The organism is Achromobacter sp. T5-5, assembly GCF_055397965.1.
Map to the genome: position 1 here is coordinate 4,410,546 of NZ_AP027919.1, position 25,466 is coordinate 4,436,011.

Genomic DNA, 25,466 nt, shown 5'->3' on the forward strand with positions numbered 1-25,466 from the left:
GCCCTTTTTTCATGCGGCGCCGGTTAGCGCTGCAGGGATTCCCAGCTTTTCATCAGGCGCTTGACCGACACCGGCATGGGCGTGCGCAGCTCCTGGGCGAATAGCGCCACCCGCAGCTCCTCGAGCAGCCAGCGAAACTCATCCAGCCGGGGGTCGGGCGCACCTTTCAGCGCCGCCCTCGCCCGCTGGTATTGCGTGACCAGCGGCGCCATCTCGGCCACCAGCTTCGCATCGCGCGCCGGATCGGCGCGCAGCTTGTCGATGCGCGCCACCGCCGCCTTCAGATACCGCGGGAAATGCGAGAGCTGCGCATAGGGCGTGTCGCGGATGAACCACTTTGGCATCAGCGCGCCCAATTGCTGCTGCAGGTCCGCGTAGGCGGCCGCATGCGGCTTGGCCTGCGGCAGCTTGCGCTGCAGGGCGGCGTACTCGGTCAGCACCGCGCCGGCCAGCCGCGCGACCTCCTGCGCCAGCAGACCCAGCCGCCCCTTGCCCTCGGCGCGGCGCGCTTCGAACTGCTGCTCGTTGACCGGCCACGGTTCGGCCAGGCAGGCCTGGCCCAGCGCGCAGTCGATGATCTGGTCGCGCAGTTCTTCCTGCGTGCCCAACGTCATGTAGAGCATGCTGATCTTCGTCAGGTCCGTCAGGTTCTTTTCCAGGAACTTCACCTGCTCACGCAGGCCCAGCCGGAACAGCTTCAAGAGGCCCGCGCGATGATGCTTGCGGGCCTCGTCGGGATCGTCGAAAACGTCCAGGTCGCAATGCGCGCCCCGGTCCACCAGCGCCGGATAGCCGATGACGGACTGGCCGCGCCGCTTGATCTCCATGATCTCGGGCAAGGGGCCGAACGACCAGGAGGTCAGGTTTTCGTGCGCCAGCGCCTGCGCGACCTGCGTGTCGCTGGCGGCCAGCTGCTGGAACGTGGCCTGGGCCTGCTTGCCGAATTCGGCGCGCAGCTGCGCCAGGTTGCGCCCGGCGGCCAGCATGCGGCCGTGCTCGTCCACGACGCGGAAGTTCATGAACAGGTGCGCCGGCAGCGTCTCCAGCTTGAAGTCGCCCACCGCCGGACGCACCTGCACCTGGTCCCACATGTCGGCGATGAGGGCGTCCACCAGGCCCTGCTGCGGGTCGGCCAGGCGTTCGAACCAGCGGTCGTAGAAACCGGCCGCATAGTCCGGCAGGGGCACGCAATGGCGGCGCAGCTTCTGCGGCAGCGACTTGAGCAGCAGATGCACCTTTTCCTTCAGCATGCCGGGCACCAGCCACTCGCAGCGCGCCGGATCGATCTGGTTCAGCGCGAAGAGCGGCACCGACAAGGTCACGCCGTCGCGCGGGGAACCCGGCTCGAAGTGGTAATCCAGCGCCATCGACACGCCCTGCCATTCCACCTTCTTGGGGAAGACATCGGTCGTGACGCCGGCCGCCTCGTGGCGCATCAGTTCGTCGCGGGTCAGCATCAGCTTGGCGGCCGATGCCTTGTCCAGGCCGCTCACCCACTTCTCCAGCGTCGCGGTCTGCGAGATGTCGGCGGGAAGCTGGCGGTCGTAGAACGCGTAGATCAGCTCATCGTCCACCAGGATGTCCGGCCGGCGCGTCTGGTGTTCCAGCTTTTCGATGCCGGCAATGAGCTTGCGGTTGTGCGCCACGAACGGCAGGCGCGTGTCGATTTCGCCGGGCACCAGCGCCTGGCGGATGAAGAGTTCGCGGGCATGCGTGGGGTTCACGCGGCCGTATTGCACGCGCCGGCCGGTGTAGATGGCCAGCCCGTAGAGCGTGGCGCGCTCGTTGGCCACGACCTGCCCGGCCTTTTTCTCCCAGCGCGGGTCGGACCAGTTCTTGCGGATCAGATGCGCGCCCACTTTTTCGAGCCACACCGGGTCGATGCGCGCCACACAGCGCGCGTACAGGCGGGTGGTCTCGACCAGCTCGGCCGCCATGATCCAGCGGCCGGCCTTCTTCACCAGGCGCGAGCCCGGATGGATGTGGAAGCGGATCTCGCGCGCGCCCTGGTACATGCCGCCTTCTTCGCTCTTGAAGCCAATGTTGCCCAGAAGGCCGGACAGCAGCGCCATATGAAGCTGTTCGTAGGTGGCTTCAGTCTGGTTGACGCGCCAGCCCTGCTCGCCCACCAGCGCCGCAAGCTGGGTGTGCACGTCATGCCATTCGCGCAGGCGGACCGGCGACAGGAAGTTCTGGCGCAACAGGCCCACCAGCTTGCGTTGCGACGCCTTGTGCTGCACCTGCTCGCCATACCAGCGCCACAGTTTCAGAAAGGAGATGAACTCGGACTTGTCGTCGCCGAACTTGGCGTGCGCCGCTTCGGCCGCCTCGCGCTCCTGCATGGGCCGGTCGCGCGGGTCCTGCACCGACAGCGCCGAGGCGATGATCAGCATTTCGGCCAGGCACTGGTGCTCGCGCGCGGCCAGGATCATCCGGCCGATGCGCGGGTCCACGGGCAGCTTGGCCAGCTCAACGCCGGTGTGGGTCAGGACGAAGGCCGCGCCGGTGCGTCCGGCGTCCGGGTCCTCGTCGGCGGCCGAGGCCAGCTCGATGGCGCCCAGTTCCTGCAGCAGGTGGTAGCCGTCGGCCACCGCCCGCCCCGGCGGGGCCTCGACGAAGGGAAATTGCTCGATGTCGTCGAGCTTGAGCGACTTCATCCGCAGGATGACCGAGGCCAGCGACGAACGCAGCACTTCCGGATCCGTGAACGGCGCCCGGTTGTTGAAATCCTGCTCGTCATAGAGCCGGATGCAGACCCCGGGCCCCACGCGGCCGCAACGGCCGGCGCGCTGGTTGGCCGAGGCGCGGCTGATGGGCTCGATGCGCAGCTGCTCGACCTTGTTGCGCCATGAATACCGCTTGATGCGGGCCAGGCCGCTGTCGACGACGAAGCGGATGCCGGGCACGGTCAGCGAGGTTTCCGCCACGTTGGTGGCCAGCACGATGCGCCGCGCGTTGCCGCGCGGGCGGAAGATCTGTTCCTGTTCGGCCTGCGACAGGCGCGCGAAAAGCGGCAACACCTCGGTGCCGGCCGGATGCCGCTTGCGCAGGGCTTCGGCGGACTCGCGGATTTCCCGTTCGCCGGGCAGGAACACCAGCACGTCGCCGGGGCCGTGGCGGGCGCATTCGTCGACGGCGTCGACGATGGCGTCGATCAGGTCGCGCTCTTCGTCGCCGGACATGCGCTCGCGGTCGCGGCCCGGCTTGCTGGGCTGCGGCGCGTTCTCGTCCGCGGCCGGCTCTTCGCGCACGGGCCGGTAGCGCACCTCCACCGGATACAGGCGGCCGGAGACTTCGATGACCGGCGCGGGCTTGTCCTCGGACGCGGCGAAGTGCTTGGCGAAGCGTTCGGCGTCGATGGTGGCCGACGTGATGATGAGTTTCAGGTCCGGCCGGCGCGGCAGCAGCTGCTTCAGATAGCCCAGCAGGAAGTCGATATTCAGGCTGCGTTCGTGCGCCTCGTCGATGATGATGGTGTCGTAGCGGCGCAGCAGCGGATCGCGTTGCGACTCGGCCAGCAGGATGCCGTCCGTCATCAGCTTGATCGACGCGTTGGGGCCCGTACGGTCGTTGAACCGCACCTGGTAGCCGACGACTTCGCCCATCGGCGTGTTCAGTTCCTCGGCGATGCGCTTGGCCACCGAGGTCGCCGCCAGGCGGCGCGGCTGGGTATGGCCGATCATCTTCTGGCGGCCGCGGCCCAGCTCCAGGCAGATCTTGGGAAGCTGGGTGGTCTTGCCCGAGCCGGTTTCGCCGCTGACGATCACGACCTGATGGCCGGCGATCGCGCGCGCGATCTCCTGCCGCCGCGCGCTGACGGGCAGGTCTTCGGGGTAGGTGACGGCCGGAATGGGCCGTTCGGGCCGGGGTGCTGCGGCGGGGCGGCCTTCGGGCCGTGCCCGGCGCGCTTCCGGCAGGGCTTCCCGGGGCGCTTCCTGGGCATTTTCCCGGGCTGCTTGGCGGGATGCTTCCCGGTCACTGGCGCGCGGCGCCGGAGGTTTCGGCGCCCGCGGGCTGGAGGATTCAGGCATGTAGGATTTATCCGATTAGCCCGCCATTATAAATTTCCGGCGGACTTCGCGCGCACAGCCCCGGCCTGCGCCCCCCCAGCTGCTTTGCCCCGCTACAGCAGCTTGCCCGGATTCATCAGTTGATTCGGGTCCAGCGCCCGCTTGATCATCAGCATCAGGTCCATTTCCACGGGCGACTTGTAGCGCCGCAGTTCATCGCGCCGCAGTTGGCCGACGCCATGCTCGGCGCTGATGCTGCCCCCGCGCTGCGCGACCAGGTCGTGCACGCGGCGGTTCAGCGCCGCCGTGAGGCGGGCGTATTCCGCGGGCGTCACGTCGGGCGGCAGCAGCACGTTGTAGTGAAGGTTGCCGTCGCCGATGTGGCCGAAGTTCACGATGGGCAGGCCGGGGAATTCGGAGACCAGCGCCAGGTCCGCCTCTTCGACGAACGCCGCGAGGCGGGAGATGGGCAGCGCGATGTCGTGCTTGACCGCCTTGCCCGCGCGCACCTGCGCCTGCGAGATCCCCTCGCGCAGCCGCCACAAGGCCTGCACTTGCGTGTCGTTCATGGCAAAGGCGCAGTCCTGGATCAACCCCGCCTCCAGCGCCGCGCCCAGTGCTTTTTCCAGCGCCGCGGACAGGCCCGAGGGCTCGGTGTCCGACAGTTCCAGCAAGGCATGATAGGCATGACGGCCGGCGAGCGGGCTGGCCGCGCCGCTGACGTGCGCCACCACCAGATCGAGGCAGCGCGCGGACATCATCTCGAAAGCCGTCAGGCGGTCGCCGCAGGCGGCCTGCAGACGGCTGAGCAGGTCCACCACCTGGGCGGGGGTGTCGGCGCCGACCCAGGCCGCGACGCGGCCCGCCGGCGCCGGATACAGCTTGAGGACCGCGCCCGTGATGATGCCCAGCGTGCCCTCCGAGCCGATGAACAGGCTTTTCAGGTCGTAGCCGGTGTTGTCTTTGCGCAGGCCGCGCAGGCCATTCCAGACGCGCCCGTCCGGCAGCACCACCTCCAGGCCCAGCGCCAGATCGCGCGTGTTGCCGTAGCGCAGCACCGCGGTGCCGCCGGCATTGGTGGCCAGGTTGCCGCCGATGGTGCAACTGCCCTCGGCGCCCAGGCTCAAGGGGAAAAAGCGGCCCACGTTGCGCGCCGCGGCCTGCACGTCGGCCAGCAGTACGCCGGCGTCGGCGCACAGCGTGTTGTTGACCGGATCCACTTCGCGGATGCGTTTCATGCGATTCAGGCTGAGGATCACCTGCGCGCCGCTGCCGTCCGGCGTGGCGCCGCCGCTCATGCCCGTGTTGCCGCCCTGCGGCACGACCGGCGTGCGCGTCTGGTGGCACAGCCGCATGACCGCCGACACTTCGGTGGCGTTGCGCGGCCGCACCACGACGGGGGTGCTGCCCTGCCATTTGCCCAGCCAGTCGCGCACGTAGGGCGCCTGGCCTTCGGCATCCAGCACCAGTCCGCCGTCGCCGACCAGGTGCGACAGCCGCTCGATCAGTTCATGGTTGCGCATGGGGACCTCAGGCGCCGTGCCAGTTGAGCCGGATGCGGCCGATCGCCATCGCCGCGGCGGCCTGGGTCGGCTCGACCACGGGCAGGCCCAGCTCGCCCTGCAGCCAGCCCCGATAGGCGGCCATGCCGGCGCAGCCCAGCACCAGCACGTCGGCCTGGTGCTCGTCGCGCAGCCGCTTGCCGACCTGCAGCAGGCGCTCGCGCGTGCGGGCGACGTCGGACAGCTCCACCACGCCCAGGTCCAGCGGCAGCTCGGCCGCCACGCGGCCGGCCAGGCCGATCGCGCCGAACATCCGTCCATGGCGCGGCAGCGACTGGCGCAGGATCGCGATCACGCCCACGCGCTGGCCCAGCGTCAGGGCGGTGAGCATCCCGCATTCGCTGATGCCCAGCACCGGCTTGGGGGTGGCTTCGCGCACCGCGTGCAGGCCCGGGTCGCTGAAGCAGGCGATGACGTAGCCCGCGGCGGCGGCGCCGTGCTCGGCGTCCAGCCTGCGCACCAGGTTGGCCAGCGGCAGGGTCACGCTTTCGACGTCGAGCTGGGTCTGCACCCCGGCCGGCCCTTCGGCCAGCGTCAGGCATTGGATGCGGGGGCCGCCGGCCATGCGCAACGGTTCGAGCGCGGCGTCGAACGCGTCCGTCACGGCCTGGGTGGAATTGGGATTGATCACGAAAAGGGTCTGTTCCATTCGTCCGTCCTGGAGGTGGCGACGCCGACGCCGCGCAGGAGCGCGGCCCGGGGCAAGGTACGGCGCCAGTCTAGCCGCCAGCGGCCTGAGCATACATTGTCAATTTGTGCGCTGCCCTTAACCCTTTGTTATGCTCTTCGCGTCAATTCGGAGCGGGCGCGATGCAACTGAATCTGCGGCAAATCGAAGTCTTCCGGGCGGTCATGACCACGGGTTCGATCAGCGGGGCGGCCAAGCTGCTCTTCGTCTCCCAGCCCGCGGTCAGCCGCCTCCTGTCCCACACGGAGCAGCGCCTGGGTTTTGCGCTGTTCGAGCGCATCAAGGGCCGGCTCTACCCCACGCCCGAGTCCCGCCAGCTGTTTCGCGAGGTCGAGGCCGTCTATGCCGGCGTGCGGCGCGTGGGCGAACTTGCCGCCGAACTGTCCGAGCGCCGCAGCGGCATCCTGCACCTCGTTTCCAGCCCCAGCATCGGCCACATGCTGGTTCCGCTGACGATCGCGCGCTTCCGGGAATCACATCCCGACGTCAAGATCACCTTCCAGCCGCTGACCCAGCAGCCCTTGACGCAGATGCTGCTGGACAACCGGGCCGAACTGGGCGTGGTGATCCTGCCGGTCCAGCACCCCAACCTGCTGACCCAGCCCATCGGGCAGGCGCGGCTGGTGTGCATCTGCCCCTACAACCATCCGCTCGCCCATCGCTCGCTGCTGTCGATCAACGATCTGCTGCCCTACCCGCTGATTTCGTACGGCGGCGACACGCCGTTCGGCATGCTGGTCGAGCAGATGTACCAGGAGGCCGGACAGACCCGGCGGCTGGCGGTGGAAGTGAGTTCGCCGCAGAACGCGTGCTCGCTGGTGCAGGCCGGCGCGGGCATCGCCATCGTCGACGAATTCTCGGTCAAGAGCCGCACGCAGGGCGACTTCGTGGTGCGCCCCATCGACCAGGCCAAGATCCTCACCGCGAGCCTGGTGCAGTCGCGCTTCGAGCCCTTGTCGCAGCTTGCGCAAGCCTTCGTGGACGTGCTGCGCCACACGCTGCGCGAGCAGGGTTTCGAGCTGTCCGGGCAGGCCCAGGCAAACCCTGCCAAGGGTAAACCTTGACTTAACCGACTGTTATACCAAGGCAATAAAAAAGCAAGTGGAGTTCTAAAACTTCCGGCTTAGGATGACACCGAAACGTCGTTCCCGATTTCGGTTTTCACGCATCCTGACGGAGAAAAGATGGCAGCCTCCATCGACGCCAAAGGCGTCTTCACCATTTGCCCCACGCCGTTCGACGACGCCCTGCGGGTCGATGCCGACAGCATCCGCACCCTGGTCGATTTTCTGCTTGAGACCGGCGTGACCGGCCTGGCCATCCTGGGCTTTCTGGGCGAGCTGCACAAGCTGTCCAACGCCGAGCGCCGGCTGGTCCTGGAGACCTTCGTCAAGCACACGGACGGACGCGTGCCGGTCTGGGTCGGCGTGCGCGCCCATGGCATCGCCGGCGCCATCGAACAGGCCCGCGAAGCGCAGGAGCTGGGCGCGTCCGCCGTGTTCGCGGCGCCCCTGGACAACGCCGGCGACGCGCTGCTGTTCGACTACTACAAGGCGGTTGCCGAGGCCGTGTCGATTCCGGTCGTGATCCACGACTTCCCGGATTCCTTCGGCACCGAAATCCGCCCCGAAGTGGTCGCCCGGCTGGGGCGCGAAGGCGGCGTGCACATGATCAAGATGGAAGAACCGCCGGTGGGCCAGAAGATCAGCCGCATCCGGGAGCTGGTGCCCGATGCGGACATGGCGATCTTTGGCGGACTGGGCGGCGTGTACTTCCTGGAAGAACTGCAGCGCGGCGCGGTCGGCACCATGACCGGCTTTGCGTTCCCCGAAATCCTGGTGGCCATCTACGAACGCTACGCCAGCGGCGACCACGCCGGCGCCGCCGCGATCTTCGACCGCTACTGCCCGCTGATCCGCTACGAGTTCCAGCCCAAGATCGGCCTGGCGCTGCGCAAGTACATCTACCAGCGCCGCGGCGCCATCAAGAGCCACGCGCTGCGCGCGCCCGGGATGCGCATCGACCCGGTGACCGCGGCCGAACTGGAAGCCACGGTCGCGCGCGTCGGGCTGTCGCTGGCCGCCACCGGCCGCCAACCCGTGCAGGGCTGAGAGGAGCAAGCGCATGGATCTCGGAATCAAAGGCAGGCGCGCGCTGGTGTGCGCATCGAGCAAGGGCCTGGGCTACGCCTGCGCGCTGTCGCTGGCGCGCGAGGGCGTGGAGCTGGTGATGGCGGCGCGCACCGCGTCCACGCTTGACGCGGCGGCGGACGCGATCCGCCGCGAAACCGGCGCCACCGTCGTCACGGTGGCCGCCGACGTCACCACCGAGGCCGGCAGGCAGGCGCTGCTGGCGGCGTGCCCCGAACCCGACATCCTGGTCACCAACGCCGGCGGACCCAAGCCCGGGGATTTCCGGGAATGGTCGCGCGAGGACTGGATCGCCGCGCTGGACGCCAACATGCTCACGCCGATCGCGCTGATCCGCGCCACGGTGGACGGCATGATCGCGCGCCGCTTCGGCCGCATCGTCAACATCACCTCCGCCGCCGTGAAGATGCCCATCGACATCCTGGGCCTGTCCAATGGCGCGCGCGCCGGGCTGACGGGTTTCGTCGCCGGACTGGCGCGCCAGACGGTGCGCCATGGCGTCACGATCAACAACCTGCTGCCGGGCCCGTTCCTGACCGACCGCCTGCGCCAGACGGCCGAACGCGGCGCGCGCGACAGCGGCAAGACGGTGGACGACGTCCTGGCCGCCCGCCTGGCCGGCATCCCTGCCGGACGCTATGGCGACCCCGCCGAATTCGGCGACGCCTGCGCCTTCCTGTGCGGCGCCCGGGCCGGCTTCATGACCGGGCAGAACCTCGTCCTGGACGGCGGCATCTATCCCGGCACGCTCTGACCCACCTTTTGCGCACCAATCCCATCCCATGACCGATACCGCAGCTTTCGACCTGACGATCCGCAACGGCCGCATCAGCACGGCCACCGACACCTTTTACGCAGACATCGGCGTGCGCGACGGCGTGATCGCCGCGCTGGGCCAGGGCCTGCCGCCCGGCGCGCGCGACATCGACGCGGCGGGGCGCTGGGTACTGCCGGGCGGCATCGACAGCCATTGCCACGTCGAACAGCTCTCCGGCATGGGCATCATGTGCGCGGACGATTTCTACAGCGCCACGGTGTCGGCGGCGTTCGGCGGCACCACCACCATCATTCCGTTCGCGGCCCAGCACCGCGGCAACGCGCTGCCGGAGGTGGTGGCCGACTACGCCCGCCGCGCCGAGGAAAAGGCGGTCATCGACTACGGCTTTCACCTGATCCTGTCGGACCCCACGGAACAGGCGCTCAAGCACGACCTGCCCGAACTCATCAAGAACGGCATCACCTCCTTCAAGGTGTTCATGACCTACGACCGCCTGAAGCTGGACGACTACCAGTTGCTGGACGTGCTGGAGGTTGCCGACCGCGAAGGCGCGCTGGTCATGGTGCATGCCGAGAACAACGACATGATCCGCTGGGTGGCCCGGCGCCTGGCCGAACGCGGCATGACGGCGCCCAAGTACCACGCCGTGGCCCACACGCCGCTGGCCGAAAGCGAAGCGACCCACCGCGCCGTGACGCTGGCCCGCCTGATGGACGTGCCGATCCTGATCGTGCACGTGGCCGGGCTGGAAGCGGTGCAGGTGGTGCATTCGTCGCAGGCGCTGGGCCTGCCCATCCACGCCGAAAGCTGCCCGCAGTACCTGTTCCTGACCGCCGAGGACATCGACGCGCCGGGCCTGGAAGGCGCCAAGTTCTGCTGCAGCCCGCCCCCGCGCGACGCCGCCTCGCAAGCGGCCGTCTGGCAAGGCCTGGTCGACGGCACCCTGCAGATCTATTCGTCCGACCACGCGCCTTACCGCTTCGACGCCAGCGGCAAACTGCCCAAGGGCGACGCGACTACCTTCAAGGACGTGGCCAACGGCGTGCCGGGGCTGGAGGTCCGCATGCCCCTGCTCTTTTCCGAGGGCGTGCTGGGCGGCCGCATGTCGATCGAACGCTTCGTCGCCCTGACCGCCACGAATCACGCCCGAACCTACGGCCTGTACCCGCAGAAAGGAACCATCGCGGTGGGCGCGGACGCCGACATCGCCATCTGGAACCCGGAACGCGAGGTGACGATCTCCGCCGCCATGCTGCACGACAACGTGGGCTACACGCCCTACGAAGGCCGGACCGTGCGCGGCTGGCCTGAAGTGGTCATCAGCCGCGGCCGCGTCGCCGTCGAGGACGGGCAATTGCACGTGGCGCGCGGCAGCGGCCGCTTCATCAAGCGCGGCACGCCCGAGCCCGTGCTGCGCCAGCGCCTGACCGGCAACCCGAACGCGCTGGTGCGCAAGTATTTTTCGGCCACCAGCGCCGATTGAATTTCCGCATGAGGATCACGGCATGAGCAAACGTCCCTTCGGCCTGGCGGTCGCGCAGATGGGCCCGGTGCAACCGCAGGAGTCGCGCCGCCAGGCGGTCGCGCGGCTCCTGGCCATGATGCGCGAGGCGCACGCACGCGGCGCGCGCATGGTGGTGTTTCCGGAGCTGGCGCTCACGACCTTTTTTCCGCGCTACTGGATGACGGAAGAAGAGGCGATGGAACGCTACTTCGAAAAGGAGATGCCAGGTCCCGAGACCCGCGTGCTGTTCGACACCGCGCGGGAACTGGGCATCGGCTTTTACCTGGGCTATGCCGAGATCGCCACGGACGGCCGGCGGTTCAACACCAGCATCCTGGTCGACGCCAACGCGCGCATCGTCGGACGCTACCGCAAGATCCATCTGCCGGGCCACAGCGACCACAAGCCCGACGCGCCGTTCCAGCACCTGGAAAAGAAGTTCTTCGAGGTCGGCAACGAAGGCTTCAACGTCTGGGAGACGATGGACACGCGCATCGGCATGTGCCTGTGCAATGACCGCCGCTGGACGGAGACCTGGCGCGTGCTCGCGCTGCAAGGCGCCGAGATCGTGGCGCTGGGATACAACACGCCGTCAAAGAATATCCACTGGAACGAACCGGTCCACTTGCGCATGTTCCACCACCTGCTCAGCCTGCAGGCGGCCGCGTACCAGAACGCGGTCTGGGTGGCAGCGGCAGGCAAGGCCGGCGTGGAAGACGGCAGCCACCTGATCGCCGGATCGGCCATTGTCGCGCCCACGGGCGAGATCGTGGCGCAGGCGCAGGGGGAGGAGGACGAGGTGATTTTCTGCCAGGCCGATCTGGCGCTGGGAGACACCTTCAAGCAGCACATCTTCAACTTCGCCGCCCACCGGCGCCCGGAACACTACGGCCTGATTCTCGAGCGCGTAGGCACCGGCCCCGCCCTGGGCAAGACGCCTCTTCCCTAAAGGACCTGCCATGACCCGACTTACCCGCACCCTGATCATTGCCGGCCGCTGCGGCCTTGCGCTGTGCCTGGCCGGCGCCAGCCTGGCCGCTACCGCCCAGCCCCTCACGACCGGCGTGGACGCGACGTTCGCGCCACACGCCATGCCCAAGCTGGGCGGCGGCCTGGACGGCTTCAACATCGAGCTGGGCCAGGCGCTCGCCAAGCAGCTGGGCACCACCATCAAGATCGAAGGCACCGAATACGCCGCGCTGATTCCGGGGCTGAACGCCAAGAAATACGACTTCGTGCTGGCGCCCACCACGGCCACCGAGGAACGCGCCCGCGCGCTGTTGTTCTCCGAGGGCTACCTGAACACCGACTACACCTTCGTGATCGGCAAGAACGCCAAGGACATCTCGGGCCTGGAGGATCTGAAGGGCAAGAAGCTGGCGGTCAACAAGGGGTCGGCCTACGAGAACTGGGCACGCGACAACGCGGCCAAGTACGGCTTTTCGTATGACGTGTACGCCTCCAACGCGGATGCGGTCCAGGCGGTGCAGGCCGGCCGCGCGGACGCCAACCTGGCGGGCAACACGGTGGCGGCGTGGGCCGCCAAGCAGAACCCGGCGGTGCGCACCAGCTACACCATCAAGACGGGCCTGGTCTGGGCGCTGGCGTTCCGGCTGGACGACCCGGCGGGCCGCGACCGGGTGTCGATGGCGCTCAAGTGCCTGAAGCAGGACGGCACGGTCTCCAAGCTGGCGCAGAAATGGTTCGGCTTCACGCCCGCCCCCGGTTCCGCGGCCGTCACGGTGACGCCCGGCCAGGGCGTGCCCAACCTGCCCGGTTACGACGCCAAGCCGGTCGCGCTGCGCTGCAGCTGATTGCCCGACGCCAACGCCAACGACATGGGACGGGTCGCTTGCGGCCCGCGCCCGCGCACCGAGGAGCTTCCAATGGAAACGCCTATCCTGAAAATCGCCGGGCTGCACAAGTCCTATGGCGACAACGCCGTCCTCAAGGGCATCGACCTGGACGTGGGCAAGGGCGAGCTGGTCTTCATGATCGGCCCGTCCGGCTCGGGCAAGAGCAGCCTGCTGCGCTGCTGCAACCGGCTCGAAGAGCCGTCCGCCGGCACCATCCACGTCGATGGCGAGGAAATCACCGCGCCTTCGGCCGAACTGAATCGCATCCGCCAGAACATCGGCATGGTGTTCCAGCATTTCAACCTGTACCGCCACATGTCCGTGCTATCGAACATCACGCTGGCGCTGCGCAAGGTGCAGAAGCTGTCGCGCGCCGAGGCCGACCGCCGCGGCCTGGAGGCGCTGGACCGCGTGGGACTGGCCGACAAGGCAAAGGCCTACCCCGACCAGTTGTCCGGCGGCCAGCAGCAGCGCGTGGGCATTGCGCGCTCGCTCGCGCTGCGTCCCAAGGTCGTGCTGTTCGACGAGCCCACCAGCGCGCTCGACCCGGAGCTCGTGGGCAGCGTGCTGGCCGTGATGCGCGAACTCAAGCGCGACGGCATGACGATGATGGTGGTCAGCCATGAAATGGGCTTTGCCCGCGCGGCGGCCGACCGGGTCGTCTTCATGGACGGCGGCGTGATCGTCGAGCAAGGTCCGCCGCAGGACGTCTTTGGCGCCCCCCGTCAACCCCGCACGCAGGCCTTCCTGGCCCGCATGGCGGAGCATGCCGCGTAAGCGGCCCGGTGAGCGCTCCATGGATCTGAAAGCCCTGCTGTTCTCATTTTTCAACGCCGAGGTCGCCTGGCGCTATCTGCCCGACATCCTGGCCGGCATGTGGGTCACGCTGCAACTGGGCGTGGCCGTGGCCGCCACGGGCGTGGCGCTGGGCCTGGTGCTGGCCGTGGTGCGCGCACTGCGCATCCGGCCGTTGAATTTCCTGATCATCTGTTTTGCCGACATCCTGCGCGCGCTGCCGCCGCTGGTGGTCATCATGGTGCTGTTTTTCGCGTTCCCGTACATCAACCTGTCGATGTCCGCCTTCGTGGCATGCTGGCTGTCGCTGTCGCTGGTGCTGGCCGCGTTTGCCGAGGAGATCTTCTGGGCGGGCATCCTGTCGGTGCCGCGCGGGCAGGCCGAGGCGGCGCGCTCGACGGGGCTGAACTGGCTGCAGAGCATGGTCTATGTCGTGATGCCGCAGGCGTTGAGACTGACCGTCGCGCCGCTGACCAACCGCGTCATCGCCATCACCAAGAGCACGGCGCTGGGCTCGGTCGTGGGCTTGAGCGAAGTGCTCAACAATGCGCAGTCGGCCAGCAGCAATGCCGGCAATGCCACGCCACTGACCTTGGCGGCCGTGGCCTGCCTGCTCATTTTCCTGCCGGTGGTGGTGCTGGGACGCTGGACCGAAACGCGGTTCAAGTGGAAGCACTGATCTGGAAACACTGATCTGGAAGCACGGACCTGGAAGCACGGACCTCGGGCCGGAAAGGACCGCAAACAATCGGCACGGCCCGCGCCAGGCCACGCAATGCCACGCAAGGCCACGCAAGGCCGCGCAGGCCGGCTAAACACAACAAGGGAGCCCGCAATGGGCCCAGGGGAACCGCATGGACGAAATCCTGCAGAATTTCTTCAATCTGAACGTCTACGCCAACGTCGCGCCCTACCTGCTGCAGGGCCTGGGCCGCACGCTGATGCTGTCGGCCATGGTGATCCCGGTGGGGCTGGCGTCGGGGCTGCTCATCGGCGTGCTGTCCGTCACGCTCAAGGCCCGCTGGGCGCGCGTGCTGCTGGCCATCTACATCGATTTCTTCCGCGCCCTGCCGCCGCTGGTGCTGCTGATCTTCATCTACTTCGGCGCGCCGTTCCTGGGACTGGACCTGCCCAAGCTGCTGGCGGTGGCGGTGGGTTTCATGCTGAACAATTCCTCCTACTACGGCGAGGTCTTCCGCGCCGGGCTGGAAAGCGTGCCGCGCGGCCAGGTCGAGGCGGCGCGGTCCACGGGCCTGTCCGCCTGGCAGACGATGTGGCATGTGCAGATCCCGCAGGCCACGCGCAACGTCATGCCGGATCTCATCAGCAACACGCTCGAAGTGGTCAAGCTGACCACGCTGGCCAGCGCCGTCGCGCTGCCGGAGCTGCTGCGGGTGGCGCGCGACGCCCAGTCGCTGGTCTACAACCCGTCGCCCATCGTGCTGGCGGCGCTGTTCTACCTGGCGCTGCTGTGGCCCGTCGTGCGCCTACTCAGCCGGCTGGAACACCGGCAGCTTTCCCGGCATTGAGGCCGTGGGCGCTGGCAACGCGGGCCGGGGCCCGGCGCCCCGGACGCCGGGCGGGGGCCGCCTGTGGGGCGTCCGCCACAATGCGGCGGACCGGCGCCGGTGGCCGTCCGGGCGCGGCCATATAATTCCGCGTAGCGCCGCCCCCTCGGGCGGCGCGCGCGGCCAGGCCCTTCGGCCTGCGCCGTCCCGCGACCCATAGGATCAAAGCAACACTCATCATGCCCGACCTGGAACCAGACACCGTCTCCGCCCTTGAAGCCCCTGAATTTGCCGCCGCGCAGTTTGTGCGATGGTTCCGAGACGTGGCGCCGTATGTGCATGCATTCCGAGGCAAGACGTTCGTGGTGGCGTTTGGCGGCGAACTGGTGCAGGCCGGCGCGCTGAATGCCCTGGTCCAGGATCTGTCCCTGCTGTCCTCGCTGGGCATCCGGCTGGTGCTGGTGCACGGCTCGCGGCCGCAGGTCAACGAGCAATTGCGCCTGAAGGGCTATACGCAGCAGTTCGACCGGGGCCTGTCCCCCACCGACGCCGCCGCGCTCGAATGCGCCAAAGAAGCCGCCGGCGAGATCCGCCTGGACATCGAGGCGGCCTTCAGCCAGGGGCTGCCCAACACGCCCATGTCGCACGCCCACATCCGCGTGATCTCCGGCAATTTCGTCACCGCGCGCCCCGCGGGCGTGCTGGACGGCGTGGACTACAAGCACACCGGCCAGGTCCGCAAGATCGACGTGGAGGCGCTGAAGTTCGCCATCGAAAAGGCCTCGTCGGTCGTGCTGCTGTCGCCGCTGGGTTTCTCGCCGACGGGCGACGCCTTCAACCTGGCCATGGAAGACCTCGCCACCAGCGTGGCCGTGGCGCTGCGCGCCGAAAAACTGATCTTCCTGTCGCGCTCGCAGGGCGTGCTGAACGACGACGGCACGCTGGACACCGAGCTGGCGCGCGTGGATGCCGACGCGCTGCTGGCGGGCGGCGAGCTGGACGAAGAAACCCATTCCTTCCTGCAATACGCCTCGCTCGCGGTCAAGCGCGGGGTGGCGCGCGCCCACCTGCTGCCCTTCGAACTGGACGGCAGCGTGCTGCTCGAGATCTTCACCCACGATGGCGTGGGCACCATGGTGGTCGAGGACACGCTGGACGACCTGCGCCCCGCCACGATCGACGACGTGGGCGCCATCCTCAGCCTGATCGAACCCCTGGAAGCCGACGGCACGCTGGTGCCGCGCCCGCGCAGCGTGGTCGAGCGCGACGTCGAGAACTTCACCGTGCTCGAGCACGATGGCGTCATCTACGGTTGCGCGGCGCTGCATGCCTTCCCCGACGAGCAGATGGCCGAAATGGCCTGCCTGATCGTGCACCCCGAATGGCAGGGCTCCGGCGAAGGCGAAATCCTGCTGCGCCACATGGAATCGCGCGCCCGTGCCGCGGGCGCCAAGCGGCTGTTCGTGCTGACCACCCGCACCTCGCACTGGTTCATGAAGCGCGGCTTCGTGCAAGGCGGCATCGCCGACCTGCCCCGCGAAAAGCAGAACAACTACAACCGCTCCCGCAACAGCCTGGTCTTCATCAAGAAGCTCTGACACCCGCTCCCCGCGCCAATCCGCGGAGGATAAAAGGGGCTTGGCGCCCGGCGCGCGCCAAGCCCGCTAAAATGTGGCGTTATTCATTTTTCCGGCAGCGAACCATGGCCCGTATCGTCAACTGTGTGAAATTGAAGCGTGAAGCAGAAGGGCTGGACTATCCGCCCTATCCCGGCGAAGTCGGCACGCGCATCTGGCAAAGCATTTCCAAGGAAGCCTGGGAAGACTGGAAAGGCGTGCAGACGCGCCTCGTGAACGAAAACCGCCTGAACCTGGCCGACGCCCGCGCGCGCAAGTACCTGCAACAGCAGATGGAACGCTACCTGTTCGAGGACGGCAGCGTCGAAGCCGACGGCTACGTCCCGCCCTCGGCCTGACCCGATACGCCGCGCCCGCGGCGTGCGGCATCGCAAAGCCCCTCGCCCCGCGAGGGGCTTTTGCCTTTTCGCATGCACCCTCAAGATCTCGGCCCCCCAAGACCTTAAGATTCACAGACCGCTGACCGTATTAACGCTGTCATGAAAGAAGAATCGCGCCTGCCCATCGCACCTGACCCGTCCCCCGTCATCGAGCGCGCCCTGCGGATCGAACCCGATCGCACGACCGGCACGCTGCGAGACGTGCGCCACGTCGTCATCCTGATGCAGGAAAACCGGTCCTTCGACCACTATTTCGGCACGCTGCCGGGCGTGCGCGGCTTTGCCGATCCGCATCCGGCCCCCACCCCGGCGGGCACGGTCATGACGCAGGCGGACGGCCAGGCCCGCTGCCGTCCCTACGACCTGCAGCCGGAGTACGCCAGCGACACGCCGGTGGGCTACATCACGCCGCACACCTGGGACGACGCGCAGCGCGCCTGGAACGACGGCCGCATGGACCAATGGCTGTCCGCCAAGAGCCGGCTCGGCATGGGCGCCTACCAAGGCGCCGACGTGCCATTCCAGACGGCGCTGGCCAATGCCTTCACGGTGTGCGATGCCTATCACTGTTCGATCCAGGCCGGCACCAACCCGAACCGCCTGTTCCTGTGGACGGGGACCAACGATCCACAGGGCGCGGCAGGTGGACCGGCGCTCGTCAACACCTATGACCGGCTCGGGCCGGCCACCGAGGGCTACGCCTGGACCACCTATCCGGAACGGCTGCAGGCGGCGGGCGTGGACTGGCGCATCTACCAGGACATGGCGGACAACTACAACGACAACCCGCTCGCCGGCTTCAGGCAGTACCGCAGCCAGCACGCGAGCGCGGCGGCCGATGCGCCGCTGCGCGACCGCGCGCTGGCCACCCGCACCCTGGACGATCTGGCCCGCGACGTGGCGCAGGGCACGCTGCCCGCCGTGTCCTGGATCATCGCGTCCGCGGCGGATTCGGAGCACCCCGAAGTGTCCGCTCCCCGCCAGGGCGGCGCCTACACCGAGCGCGTGCTGGACATCCTGACGCGGGACCCCGGAACGTGGAGCCGGTGCGTGCTGTTCGTCACCTATGACGAAAACGATTGCTTCTTCGACCACATGCCGCCGCCCGCGCCGCCCGCGCGCCATCCGGACGGCGAATCGGGCGGCCTGTCCACCGTCGAACTCGACGGCGAATACCACGACGCGCGGCACGGCCCCAGCGCGTCCACGCCGGACGATCCCGCGGCCCTGCATGGCCGCGCCTTCGGGCTGGGTCCGCGCGTGCCCATGCTGGTGGTTTCGCCCTGGAGCCGGGGCGGCTGGGTCAATTCGCAGGTGTTCGACCACACCTCCGTGCTCCGATTCCTGGAAGCGCGCTTCGGCGTCGCCGAACCCAACATCAGCGCCTGGCGCCGGACGGTGGCGGGCGACCTGACGTCGGCCTTCGATTTCGCGGGCGACCGGGGGCCGCATCATCCCGACAGCAACCGCCACACCTGTCCTTTGCCCTACGCGCTGGAGGCCGTGGGCAAGATGGCGGCCGATGCCGAACATTACCGGCTGACGCTGCGCAATCCGGGCAGCGCGGGCGCCGTGCTGCACGTCTATGACCGTCTTGCGCTGGCGCGGGCGCCCCGGCGCTACACGGTGGGCGCGGGCGCGCGGCTGGACGACGGCTGGCGGCTGGCGGAAAACGGCGCATATGACTTGTGGCTGCTGGGGCCGGACGGTTTTCACCGCCAGTTCCGCGGCGATGCGCAGGACGCGGGCATGCTGGAAGCGCAGCTCGTGCCCGTGACCTCGGGCCTGCGCCTGCGGCTGGTCAACCACGGCGACACGCCGCAACCGGTCAGGGTCGAATCGCACATGCAGGACGGCTGGCGCGCCATGGCGCACGTGCCCGCGGGCGGCGCGGTCGAGCTCAAGTACGCGGGCTGCGAGGGATGGTACGACCTGGAGGTGGGTGCGCCGGCGATGCCGGGCTTCGGACGCCGACTTGCCGGTCGCATCGACGGCGGCAAGCCGGGTGTGCCGGATCCCCGGCTGTGCCAGGGATCGGCGCTGCCGCTTTGAGGCGGCAGGCGATGGGCGCTTACTGGTCCGAGGTGTCCTCGGACTCTTCTTCACCGCGCGCCAGGCGCTCGGTGTTCTTCACGCCGGTGTGGCGCACGTCGGCGCCCTTGACCATGTAGATCACGCGCTCGGACATGTTCTTGGCGTGGTCGCCGATGCGTTCGAGCGCGCGCGCGATGAAGATCATGTCGATGGCGCGCGAAATGGTGCGCGGATCTTCGATCATGTAGGTAATCAGATGGCGCAGCGCGCCCTTCCATTCCTTATCCACTTCCTTGTCGCTGCGCACGACGGCGGCGGCCAGGATGGGATCGAGGCGAGCGAACGCATCCAGCGCCTGGTGCAGCATGGTGCGCACGGCGGCGGCCATGTGGCGCAGTTCGATCACGGGAATGTGGCGCAGTTCGCCTTCATGGACGCGGCGGGCAACGGTGGCGACTTTCTCGGCCTCGTCGCCGGAACGCTCCATGTCGGTCAGCATCTTGGACACGGCCATCAGCATGCGCAGGTCGATGGCGGTGGGCTGGTGCCGGGCCAGGATGCGGCTGATGCTTTCGTCGATCTCGACTTCGTGGCGGTTGACTTCCTTTTCCCGCTCGCGAACCTTATCGACCAGCGACATATCGCCGCTGGCCAGCGCGTCGATCGCCTCCTGGATCATGGCTTCCACCACGCCGCCCATTTGCAAGAATTGCGAACGGACGCTCTCCAGATCGGCGTCGAACTGCTTGTTTGTATGCTCCGTCATCCGGGCTCCCTGCGTGGTTGATCTCATTGCATTGCCCCGAAATAAAAGAGGTTACGAGATGGGCCTGCACAACCGGCAAGGTTATGACCCAAGTGTGACAGGATTATGAATCGAGGCCCCGCCCCCGGCAAGGCGGATCGGCGGGGCCTGCAGGCCAGCGTCTGATCAGCCGGCGCGGTCCAGGCGGCGGATGCCGTTCTGGGTGGCCAGCAGCGCCACGTCGGCGCCCGACAGCGCGAACAGGCCGCAGGTCACGACGCCCGGCAGGTTGTTGACGATGGCTTCGAACGCGGGCGCGTCGGTGATGGACAGCCCGGACACGTCCAGGATGATGTTGCCGTTGTCCGTGACAAAGCCCTCGCGAAGCCGGGGCTGTCCACCCAGCGCAGTCAGCGCGCGGGCAACGGATTCCCGCGCCATCGGAATGACTTCGAGCGGCAACGGAAACTTGCCCAGCGTCTGGACCAGCTTGGATTCGTCGGCGATGCAGATGAAGCGTTCGGCCACCGAGGCCACGATCTTCTCGCGCGTCAGCGCGCCGCCGCCGCCCTTGATCATGTGCAGGTTGGCGTTGATCTCGTCGGCGCCGTCCACGTAGATGGGCATGGTGGAGACGTCGTTCAGGTCCAGCACTTTCAGGCCATGGCCCGCCAGACGGGCCGCGCTGCGCTCGGAACTGGCCACCGTGCCGCCGATGCGGCCCTTGAATCGCGCCAGGCCGTCGATGAACAGGTCAGCCGTGGAACCGGTGCCCACGCCGATGATGGCGTCCGGGCCGGCGACCTGTTCGACGAATTCCAGGGCCGCGTCAGCGGCTTGCTGCTTGAGTTCTTGCTGGGAGAGCATGGCGGTAGAAGTGCGGAAAAGTTGCGTGAGCCAGGAAATTTAGCATGCGGCGGTTTCGGGCCAGGCGCGCGCGAGGATCGCGTGCGCGTCGGCGCCGGCGGGCATTTCACCAAACATGCCCCCCGGCGCCTGCAGGCGGCTGGCCACGAAGGCGTCCGACACCGCGGCGGGCGCGTGCTCGATGAGCAAGGCGGCCTGCCACAGGCGTGCCAGGCCGCCGGCGATCCGCCGCGCCTGGAAGGGAGCCTGCTCGGTGTCCGCCAGCAGCGCGCGCCAGCGCCCAAGGGCCTCGTCGTAACCGCGGTGCTGCCCCGCGGCGCGCGCCAGTTCGGCCTCCAGCGCGGGCAGCGCCTCAGGTTCGCGCTGCAACGCCCGCAGCACGTCCAGCGCCATCACGTTGCCCGAGCCTTCCCAGATGGAATTGACCGGCGTTTCCCGATAGAGCCGGGGCATCGGCCCGTCTTCGACGTAGCCATTGCCGCCCCAGACCTCCATGCACTCGGCCACGGCGGCCACCGCGCGCTTGCAGACCCAGAGCTTGGCGGCAGGCGTGCCCACGCGCACCAGCGCGCGCGCGCCGGCGTCGGCGCGTTCGTCCACGGCCCGCGCCAGGCGCAGGGCCAGCGCCATGGCCGCTTCACTTTCCAGGGCCAGGTCCGCAAGCACATTGCGCATCAGCGGCTGTTCGACCAGCCGCTTGCCAAACGCCTGGCGGTGCAGCGCATGGTGCGCCGACTGCGCCAGCGCCTGGCGCAACAGCGCGGCGCTGCCCAGCACGCAGTCCAGCCGCGTCGTGCCCGCCATTTCGAGCAGCACCGACAGGCCGCGTCCGGGCTCGCCGACCATGACACCCCAGGCCTCTTCGAACTCGACCTCCGAGCTGGCGTTGCTGCAATTGCCCAGCTTGTCCTTCAGGCGCCGCACGCGCACGGCGTTGCGCGGGCCGTCGGGGATCCAGCGCGGAACGAGAAAGCAGCAGAGGCCCTCGTCCGTCTGGGCCAGCACCAGGTGCGCATCGGCCTGCGGCACCGAGAAGAACCATTTGTGCCCCACGAGCTGATACGCGCAACCGCGCCCGGGCGCGCCCAGCGGCATGGCGCGCGTCGTGACCGCCCGCAGGTCCGAGCCGCCCTGCTTTTCCGTCATGCCCATGCCGATCAGGGCGCTGCGCTTGGCGCCGAGCGGCGCATCGGCGGGGTCGAATTCCCGCGAATACAGCGCGGGCAGCCACTGGCCGGCGAAGTCCACCACGCCGGCGGGCTCGCGCTGCAGCAGCGGCACGGCGGCGAAGGTCATGGTGGTGGGGCACAGGGTGCCGGCCTCGACCTGGCCCTGCATCAGGTAGGCGGCCGCGCGCGCCACCTGCGCTCCCGGCGCGGGCTGCATCCAGGCGCGGCTGTGCAGGCCGCGGGCCATGATGCCGGTCATGAGCAGGTTCCAGGCGGGGTGGAACTCGATGCGGTCGACGCGATGGCCCGCCCGGTCGTAGCTGACCAGGCGCGGCGGACTGCGATTGGCCTCGGCCCCCGCGGCCAACGTCTGCGCGCGGCCCAGCCAGGCGCCGTGGGCGTTCAGGTCGCCCGCCCAGGCCTGCGCGCCCTCGCGGCGCACGGCCTCGCGCAGGGCGGGATCGGTGTCGTACAGGGAATAGTCTTCCAGGGGCGGAACCTGGTTGAACACGGTGTGCGTCGCGAACGATGACATGGAATCCCCCTGATTCGATCGGCCGCCGCGCCGCATGGACGTATGCCCGTATGCCCGTATGCCCGTATGCGCGGCGCGGCCTGCCCCGCGGGCCCCGGCGCTAGACAGCCATGGGCGCCGTCAGCGTCCAGGGCCGCAGGGCCTCGATCTGCGCGGCCAGTTCCAGCAGTTGCGCCTCGGCGCCGAGCGGCCCCATGACCTGGATGCCGATCGGCAACCCGTCGGCGGACATGCCGAACGGAATGGAAATGGCCGGCATGCCCGTCAGGTTGGCCAGCGGCGCAAACGGCGAATAGCCTATGACGCCCTTCTTGCCCAGACGGTAGGCCAGATAGTCGGCGTTGTCCATGGCGTAGCGGCCGATGGGCGCGGGCGGCTGCGCCAGCACCGGGCTGAGGAACAGGTCGAAGCCCTGGGCGCCATCGCGATGCAGGAATCGCCCGACGCGCCGGGTGATCTCGTGGCAGGTATCGACGCAGGCCACGTATTGCGCGCCGGAGATTGCGCGGGCGTATTCGCGCGCGCCCAGTGTGGTGGGTTGCAGTTCGTCGGCGGCCAGGCGCCTGCCCCGCGCGGCGACGAAACTGTCGATGGCATTGGCCGCCGCGCTGGCGATCAGCGGCAGCATGGGCGACAGGACTTCCTCGGAGCCCACGGGCGGCGCGGCCGGCACCAGTTCGTGCCCCAGCGCGGCGAGGAACGCGGCGGCCTCGTCCAGCGTGGCAGCCACGTCGGGATGGATGGCGCCGCCTTCGTAGGTGGTGTTGACGAAGGCGATGCGCCGCCGGGGCGCCGCGCGCGGATCCGCGGCCACCCGGGCCACCACCGCGCGGAAGGATTCCGGGGGCTGGGCGGGCGCGGCATACGGCGCGCCCACGTCGGCGCCCGCGCTGATGTCGAGCGAGGCCGCGCAGTCGCGGACGGACAGGGTCATCATGTGTTCGGTGGCCAGGCCGCCCCAGCCCTCGCCCTTGAGCGGGCCCAGCGGCATCAGGCCGCGCGAGGGCTTCAGGCCCAGCACGCCGCAGCACGACGCCGGAATGCGGATCGAGCCGCCGCCGTCGCTGCCATGCGCGATGCGCACCATGCCGCTGGCCAGCGCCGCGCCCGCGCCGCCGCTGGAGCCGCCGGCGCTGTGGCCCCGCTTCCAGGGGTTCTGGGTGGCCGGTCCGTAGACGGGGGATTCCGTCGTGGGGCTCAGGCCAAGTTCGGCGCTGGTGGTGCGGCCGAAAGGAATCAGGCCGGCGCGGCGATAGCGCTTGACGAGGTCGGCGTCGACATTCCACTGCACCTGGCCGTACAGCACCGAGCCCATCGCGCTGGGCAGGCCGATGGCGGCGGTGCCCAGGTCCTTGAGCAGGGTGGGCACGCCCAGGAACGGCCGGTCGCGCAACTGCGCCAGGCGCTGGTCGGACGACAGGGACGCCAGTTCGTCGTCCAGCGCCTGCGCCAGCCGCAGGCCGGCTTCCGCCTGCACGCCGCAGGCCGCGTTGATGGACGGGTTGCGGGCCGCGACGCGCTCCAGCGCCTGCTGCATGGCAGCCAGCGCCGTGGTGGCGCCTTGGGCGATGTCGGCGCCCAGCGCCGTCGCGTCGAGGGGAGAGGAATCATGGCGTTCTGCGATGCTCATGCTGACGATGCTCCAGGGATCGACGGCGAAGTGCCGCATGCATGAGGATATCGGCTGCCGGGACGGGCAACAAGCGCGCCCCCGGGCGGGAATGGGTCCGAATCTTCCGGACGCCCGTTTCAGGCGGCGCCGGCGGACGGCGCGCGGGGCGCGTCGGTGTCCTCGTCGGCCTGCGCCGCGTCGGCCGCGTCCGTGCCCAGCAGGCGCAGCGCATCGGCCTCGGGCAGCGCTTCCACGCCCTTCAGGTTCCGGAGCATCGCGCGGGTGCGCACTTCGGTCTGCCCGATCTTGTTGCTGGCCGTGTCCAGGGTCTTCTTGACGCTGGCCAGGGATTCGCCGAACTTGCCGAATTCGGTCTTGACCGCGCGCAGCACCTGCCACACCTCGGACGAACGCTGCTCGATCGCCAGCGTGCGGAAGCCCATCTGCAGGCTGTTCAGCAGCGCCGCCAGATTGCTCGGACCCGCCACATTGACGCGCAGGTCATGCAGCTTGTCCAGCAGGCCGGGCCGGCGCAGCACCTCGGCATACAGGCTTTCCGTGGGCAGGAACATGATCGCGAAGTCGGTGGTGTGGGGCGGTGCGATGTATTTGCCGGCGATCAGGCGCGCCTGCACTTCGACCGCCCTGCCCAGCGCGGCTCCGGCCATCTTCACGCCCTCGGCGTCCGCCGCTTCCTGCGCGTCCATGAGGCGCTCGTACTCTTCCTTGGGAAACTTGGCGTCGATCGGCAGCCAGACGGGATCGCCGCCGTCGCCGCGGCCAGGCAGGCGGATCGCGAATTCGACGGCCGCGTCGCTGCCCGGGACGGGCTTGACGTTGGCGGCATACTGGTCGGGCGTCATGTTGTCTTCGATCAGCCTGGCCAGTTGCACTTCGCCCCACGTGCCGCGGGACTTCACGTTGGTCAGCACCCGCTTCAGGTCCCCCACCCCGGCCGCCAGCGCCTGCATTTCGCCCAGCCCCTTGTGCACGGCCTCCAGGCGGTCGGAGACCAGCTTGAAGGATTCACCGAGCCGCTGCTCCAGCGTGGCGTGCAGCTTTTCGTCCACGGTGCGGCGCATCTCGTCCAGTTTGGCGCTGTTGTCCGACTGCAGCGACTGCAGACGCTGGTCCACGGTGGCGCGCACTTCCATCAGGCGCCGCTCGTTGATCTGGATGAGTCCCTGCAACTGCTCCGAAAACCCCGCGGCAAAGCGCGCCAGCGATTCGGCCGATTCGGCGCGCGCGGCCTGCGCGTCGCGCGACAGGCCCGCGCGCAAGTCGCCATGCGACTGCGACAGTTCCACGCGCAGGGCGCGCGTGGAGTCGGAAAACTCGCTGCGCAGGCCGCGCTGGCCCTCCGCGATGTCTGCGCGCAGCGCGCGCTCGGTTCTCTCCAGGCCCTCCAGCACGGCGTCCAGGCGGGCATCGGAAGCGGACGGACGCAGCCACGCCAGCACCGCGGCCACAAAGGCCAGCACGGCGCCGCCGGCGGCGACCCAAAGCAGAATGTCGTTCAAAAGAGGCGTCTCCAAAGCGCGAATTGTAGGACTCATCCCGCCCCGCGTTCCAGCCGATTGCAGCGGCGGGCGGAAAGACGCGGCAAGGACAACCGGATTACACTGGCGGCCAGCCC

At 68.7% G+C, this 25,466-nt stretch carries 20 protein-coding genes; 12 read left to right on the plus strand and 8 right to left on the minus strand.

Annotated elements, in window-relative coordinates; genetic code table 11:
• Positions 1-23 precede the first annotated feature (23 nt).
• From hrpA to ACZ50Q_RS19985, 3 genes are all read right to left on the minus strand, one after another.
• Positions 24-4,031 carry an ATP-dependent RNA helicase HrpA gene (gene hrpA / locus ACZ50Q_RS19975; protein WP_464079370.1) on the minus strand — a complete coding sequence of 1,336 codons (4,008 nt, stop codon included), beginning with the start codon at positions 4,029-4,031 and terminating at the stop codon, positions 24-26.
• Between the two features lie 92 nt (positions 4,032-4,123).
• Positions 4,124-5,533 carry an FAD-binding oxidoreductase gene (locus ACZ50Q_RS19980; RefSeq protein WP_464079371.1) on the minus strand — a complete coding sequence of 470 codons (1,410 nt, stop codon included), beginning with the start codon at positions 5,531-5,533 and terminating at the stop codon, positions 4,124-4,126.
• A 7-nt stretch (positions 5,534-5,540) separates the two neighbouring features.
• On the minus strand, positions 5,541-6,221 hold the full coding sequence (locus tag ACZ50Q_RS19985; RefSeq protein WP_464079372.1) for an aspartate/glutamate racemase family protein: 681 nt from the start codon (positions 6,219-6,221) through the stop codon (positions 5,541-5,543).
• A 161-nt stretch (positions 6,222-6,382) separates the two neighbouring features.
• On the opposite strand from ACZ50Q_RS19985, the gene ACZ50Q_RS19990 reads away from it, so the two are divergent.
• The 12 genes from ACZ50Q_RS19990 to ACZ50Q_RS20045 all read left to right on the plus strand — a co-directional run bounded on the left by ACZ50Q_RS19990 (position 6,383) and on the right by ACZ50Q_RS20045 (position 18,920).
• Positions 6,383-7,324 carry a LysR substrate-binding domain-containing protein gene (locus ACZ50Q_RS19990; RefSeq protein WP_464079373.1) on the plus strand — a complete coding sequence of 314 codons (942 nt, stop codon included), beginning with the start codon at positions 6,383-6,385 and terminating at the stop codon, positions 7,322-7,324.
• A gap of 120 nt (positions 7,325-7,444) precedes the next feature.
• Positions 7,445-8,371, plus strand: coding sequence for a dihydrodipicolinate synthase family protein (locus ACZ50Q_RS19995; protein ID WP_076519835.1), 927 nt, complete (start codon positions 7,445-7,447; stop codon positions 8,369-8,371).
• A 13-nt stretch (positions 8,372-8,384) separates the two neighbouring features.
• Positions 8,385-9,164, plus strand: a complete 780-nt coding sequence (locus tag ACZ50Q_RS20000; RefSeq protein ID WP_464079374.1) for an SDR family oxidoreductase — start codon at positions 8,385-8,387, stop codon at positions 9,162-9,164.
• A 28-nt stretch (positions 9,165-9,192) separates the two neighbouring features.
• Positions 9,193-10,671, plus strand: a complete 1,479-nt coding sequence (hydA, locus tag ACZ50Q_RS20005; protein WP_092581620.1) for a dihydropyrimidinase — start codon at positions 9,193-9,195, stop codon at positions 10,669-10,671.
• Between the two features lie 22 nt (positions 10,672-10,693).
• Complete coding sequence (locus ACZ50Q_RS20010) at positions 10,694-11,641, plus strand: N-carbamoyl-D-amino-acid hydrolase (RefSeq protein WP_092581621.1); 948 nt, start codon at positions 10,694-10,696, stop codon at positions 11,639-11,641.
• A gap of 10 nt (positions 11,642-11,651) precedes the next feature.
• Positions 11,652-12,506, plus strand: a complete 855-nt coding sequence (locus tag ACZ50Q_RS20015) for a transporter substrate-binding domain-containing protein (RefSeq protein ID WP_464079375.1) — start codon at positions 11,652-11,654, stop codon at positions 12,504-12,506.
• Between the two features lie 72 nt (positions 12,507-12,578).
• Positions 12,579-13,325 carry an amino acid ABC transporter ATP-binding protein gene (locus ACZ50Q_RS20020; protein WP_464079376.1) on the plus strand — a complete coding sequence of 249 codons (747 nt, stop codon included), beginning with the start codon at positions 12,579-12,581 and terminating at the stop codon, positions 13,323-13,325.
• 19 nt (positions 13,326-13,344) lie between these two features.
• Positions 13,345-14,022, plus strand: coding sequence for an amino acid ABC transporter permease (locus ACZ50Q_RS20025; RefSeq protein ID WP_464079377.1), 678 nt, complete (start codon positions 13,345-13,347; stop codon positions 14,020-14,022).
• 175 nt (positions 14,023-14,197) lie between these two features.
• Complete coding sequence (locus tag ACZ50Q_RS20030; protein WP_076519829.1) at positions 14,198-14,872, plus strand: amino acid ABC transporter permease; 675 nt, start codon at positions 14,198-14,200, stop codon at positions 14,870-14,872.
• Between the two features lie 218 nt (positions 14,873-15,090).
• Positions 15,091-16,449: an amino-acid N-acetyltransferase gene (gene argA / locus ACZ50Q_RS20035; RefSeq protein WP_076519828.1), complete on the plus strand. Its 1,359-nt coding sequence runs from the start codon at positions 15,091-15,093 to the stop codon at positions 16,447-16,449.
• A 104-nt stretch (positions 16,450-16,553) separates the two neighbouring features.
• Positions 16,554-16,826, plus strand: coding sequence for an oxidative damage protection protein (locus ACZ50Q_RS20040; protein WP_008164523.1), 273 nt, complete (start codon positions 16,554-16,556; stop codon positions 16,824-16,826).
• A gap of 141 nt (positions 16,827-16,967) precedes the next feature.
• Positions 16,968-18,920: a phosphocholine-specific phospholipase C gene (locus ACZ50Q_RS20045; protein ID WP_464079378.1), complete on the plus strand. Its 1,953-nt coding sequence runs from the start codon at positions 16,968-16,970 to the stop codon at positions 18,918-18,920.
• 19 nt (positions 18,921-18,939) lie between these two features.
• On the opposite strand, the gene phoU is transcribed toward ACZ50Q_RS20045, so the two are convergent.
• The 5 genes from phoU to ACZ50Q_RS20070 all read right to left on the minus strand — a co-directional run bounded on the left by phoU (position 18,940) and on the right by ACZ50Q_RS20070 (position 25,386).
• Positions 18,940-19,668 carry a phosphate signaling complex protein PhoU gene (gene phoU / locus ACZ50Q_RS20050; protein WP_076519826.1) on the minus strand — a complete coding sequence of 243 codons (729 nt, stop codon included), beginning with the start codon at positions 19,666-19,668 and terminating at the stop codon, positions 18,940-18,942.
• A 165-nt stretch (positions 19,669-19,833) separates the two neighbouring features.
• The gene (rpiA, locus tag ACZ50Q_RS20055) at positions 19,834-20,514 is read right to left on the minus strand and encodes a ribose-5-phosphate isomerase RpiA (protein ID WP_092581626.1); all 681 of its coding nucleotides are present in this window, start codon (positions 20,512-20,514) and stop codon (positions 19,834-19,836) included.
• A 39-nt stretch (positions 20,515-20,553) separates the two neighbouring features.
• Complete coding sequence (locus ACZ50Q_RS20060; protein ID WP_464079379.1) at positions 20,554-22,218, minus strand: isovaleryl-CoA dehydrogenase; 1,665 nt, start codon at positions 22,216-22,218, stop codon at positions 20,554-20,556.
• Positions 22,219-22,318: 100 nt separating this feature from the next.
• Positions 22,319-23,848: an amidase gene (locus ACZ50Q_RS20065; RefSeq protein WP_464079380.1), complete on the minus strand. Its 1,530-nt coding sequence runs from the start codon at positions 23,846-23,848 to the stop codon at positions 22,319-22,321.
• Between the two features lie 119 nt (positions 23,849-23,967).
• Positions 23,968-25,386 (minus strand): DNA recombination protein RmuC, encoded by a 1,419-nt coding sequence (locus ACZ50Q_RS20070; protein ID WP_371467447.1) that lies wholly within the window; start codon positions 25,384-25,386, stop codon positions 23,968-23,970.
• Positions 25,387-25,466: the final 80 nt, after the last annotated feature.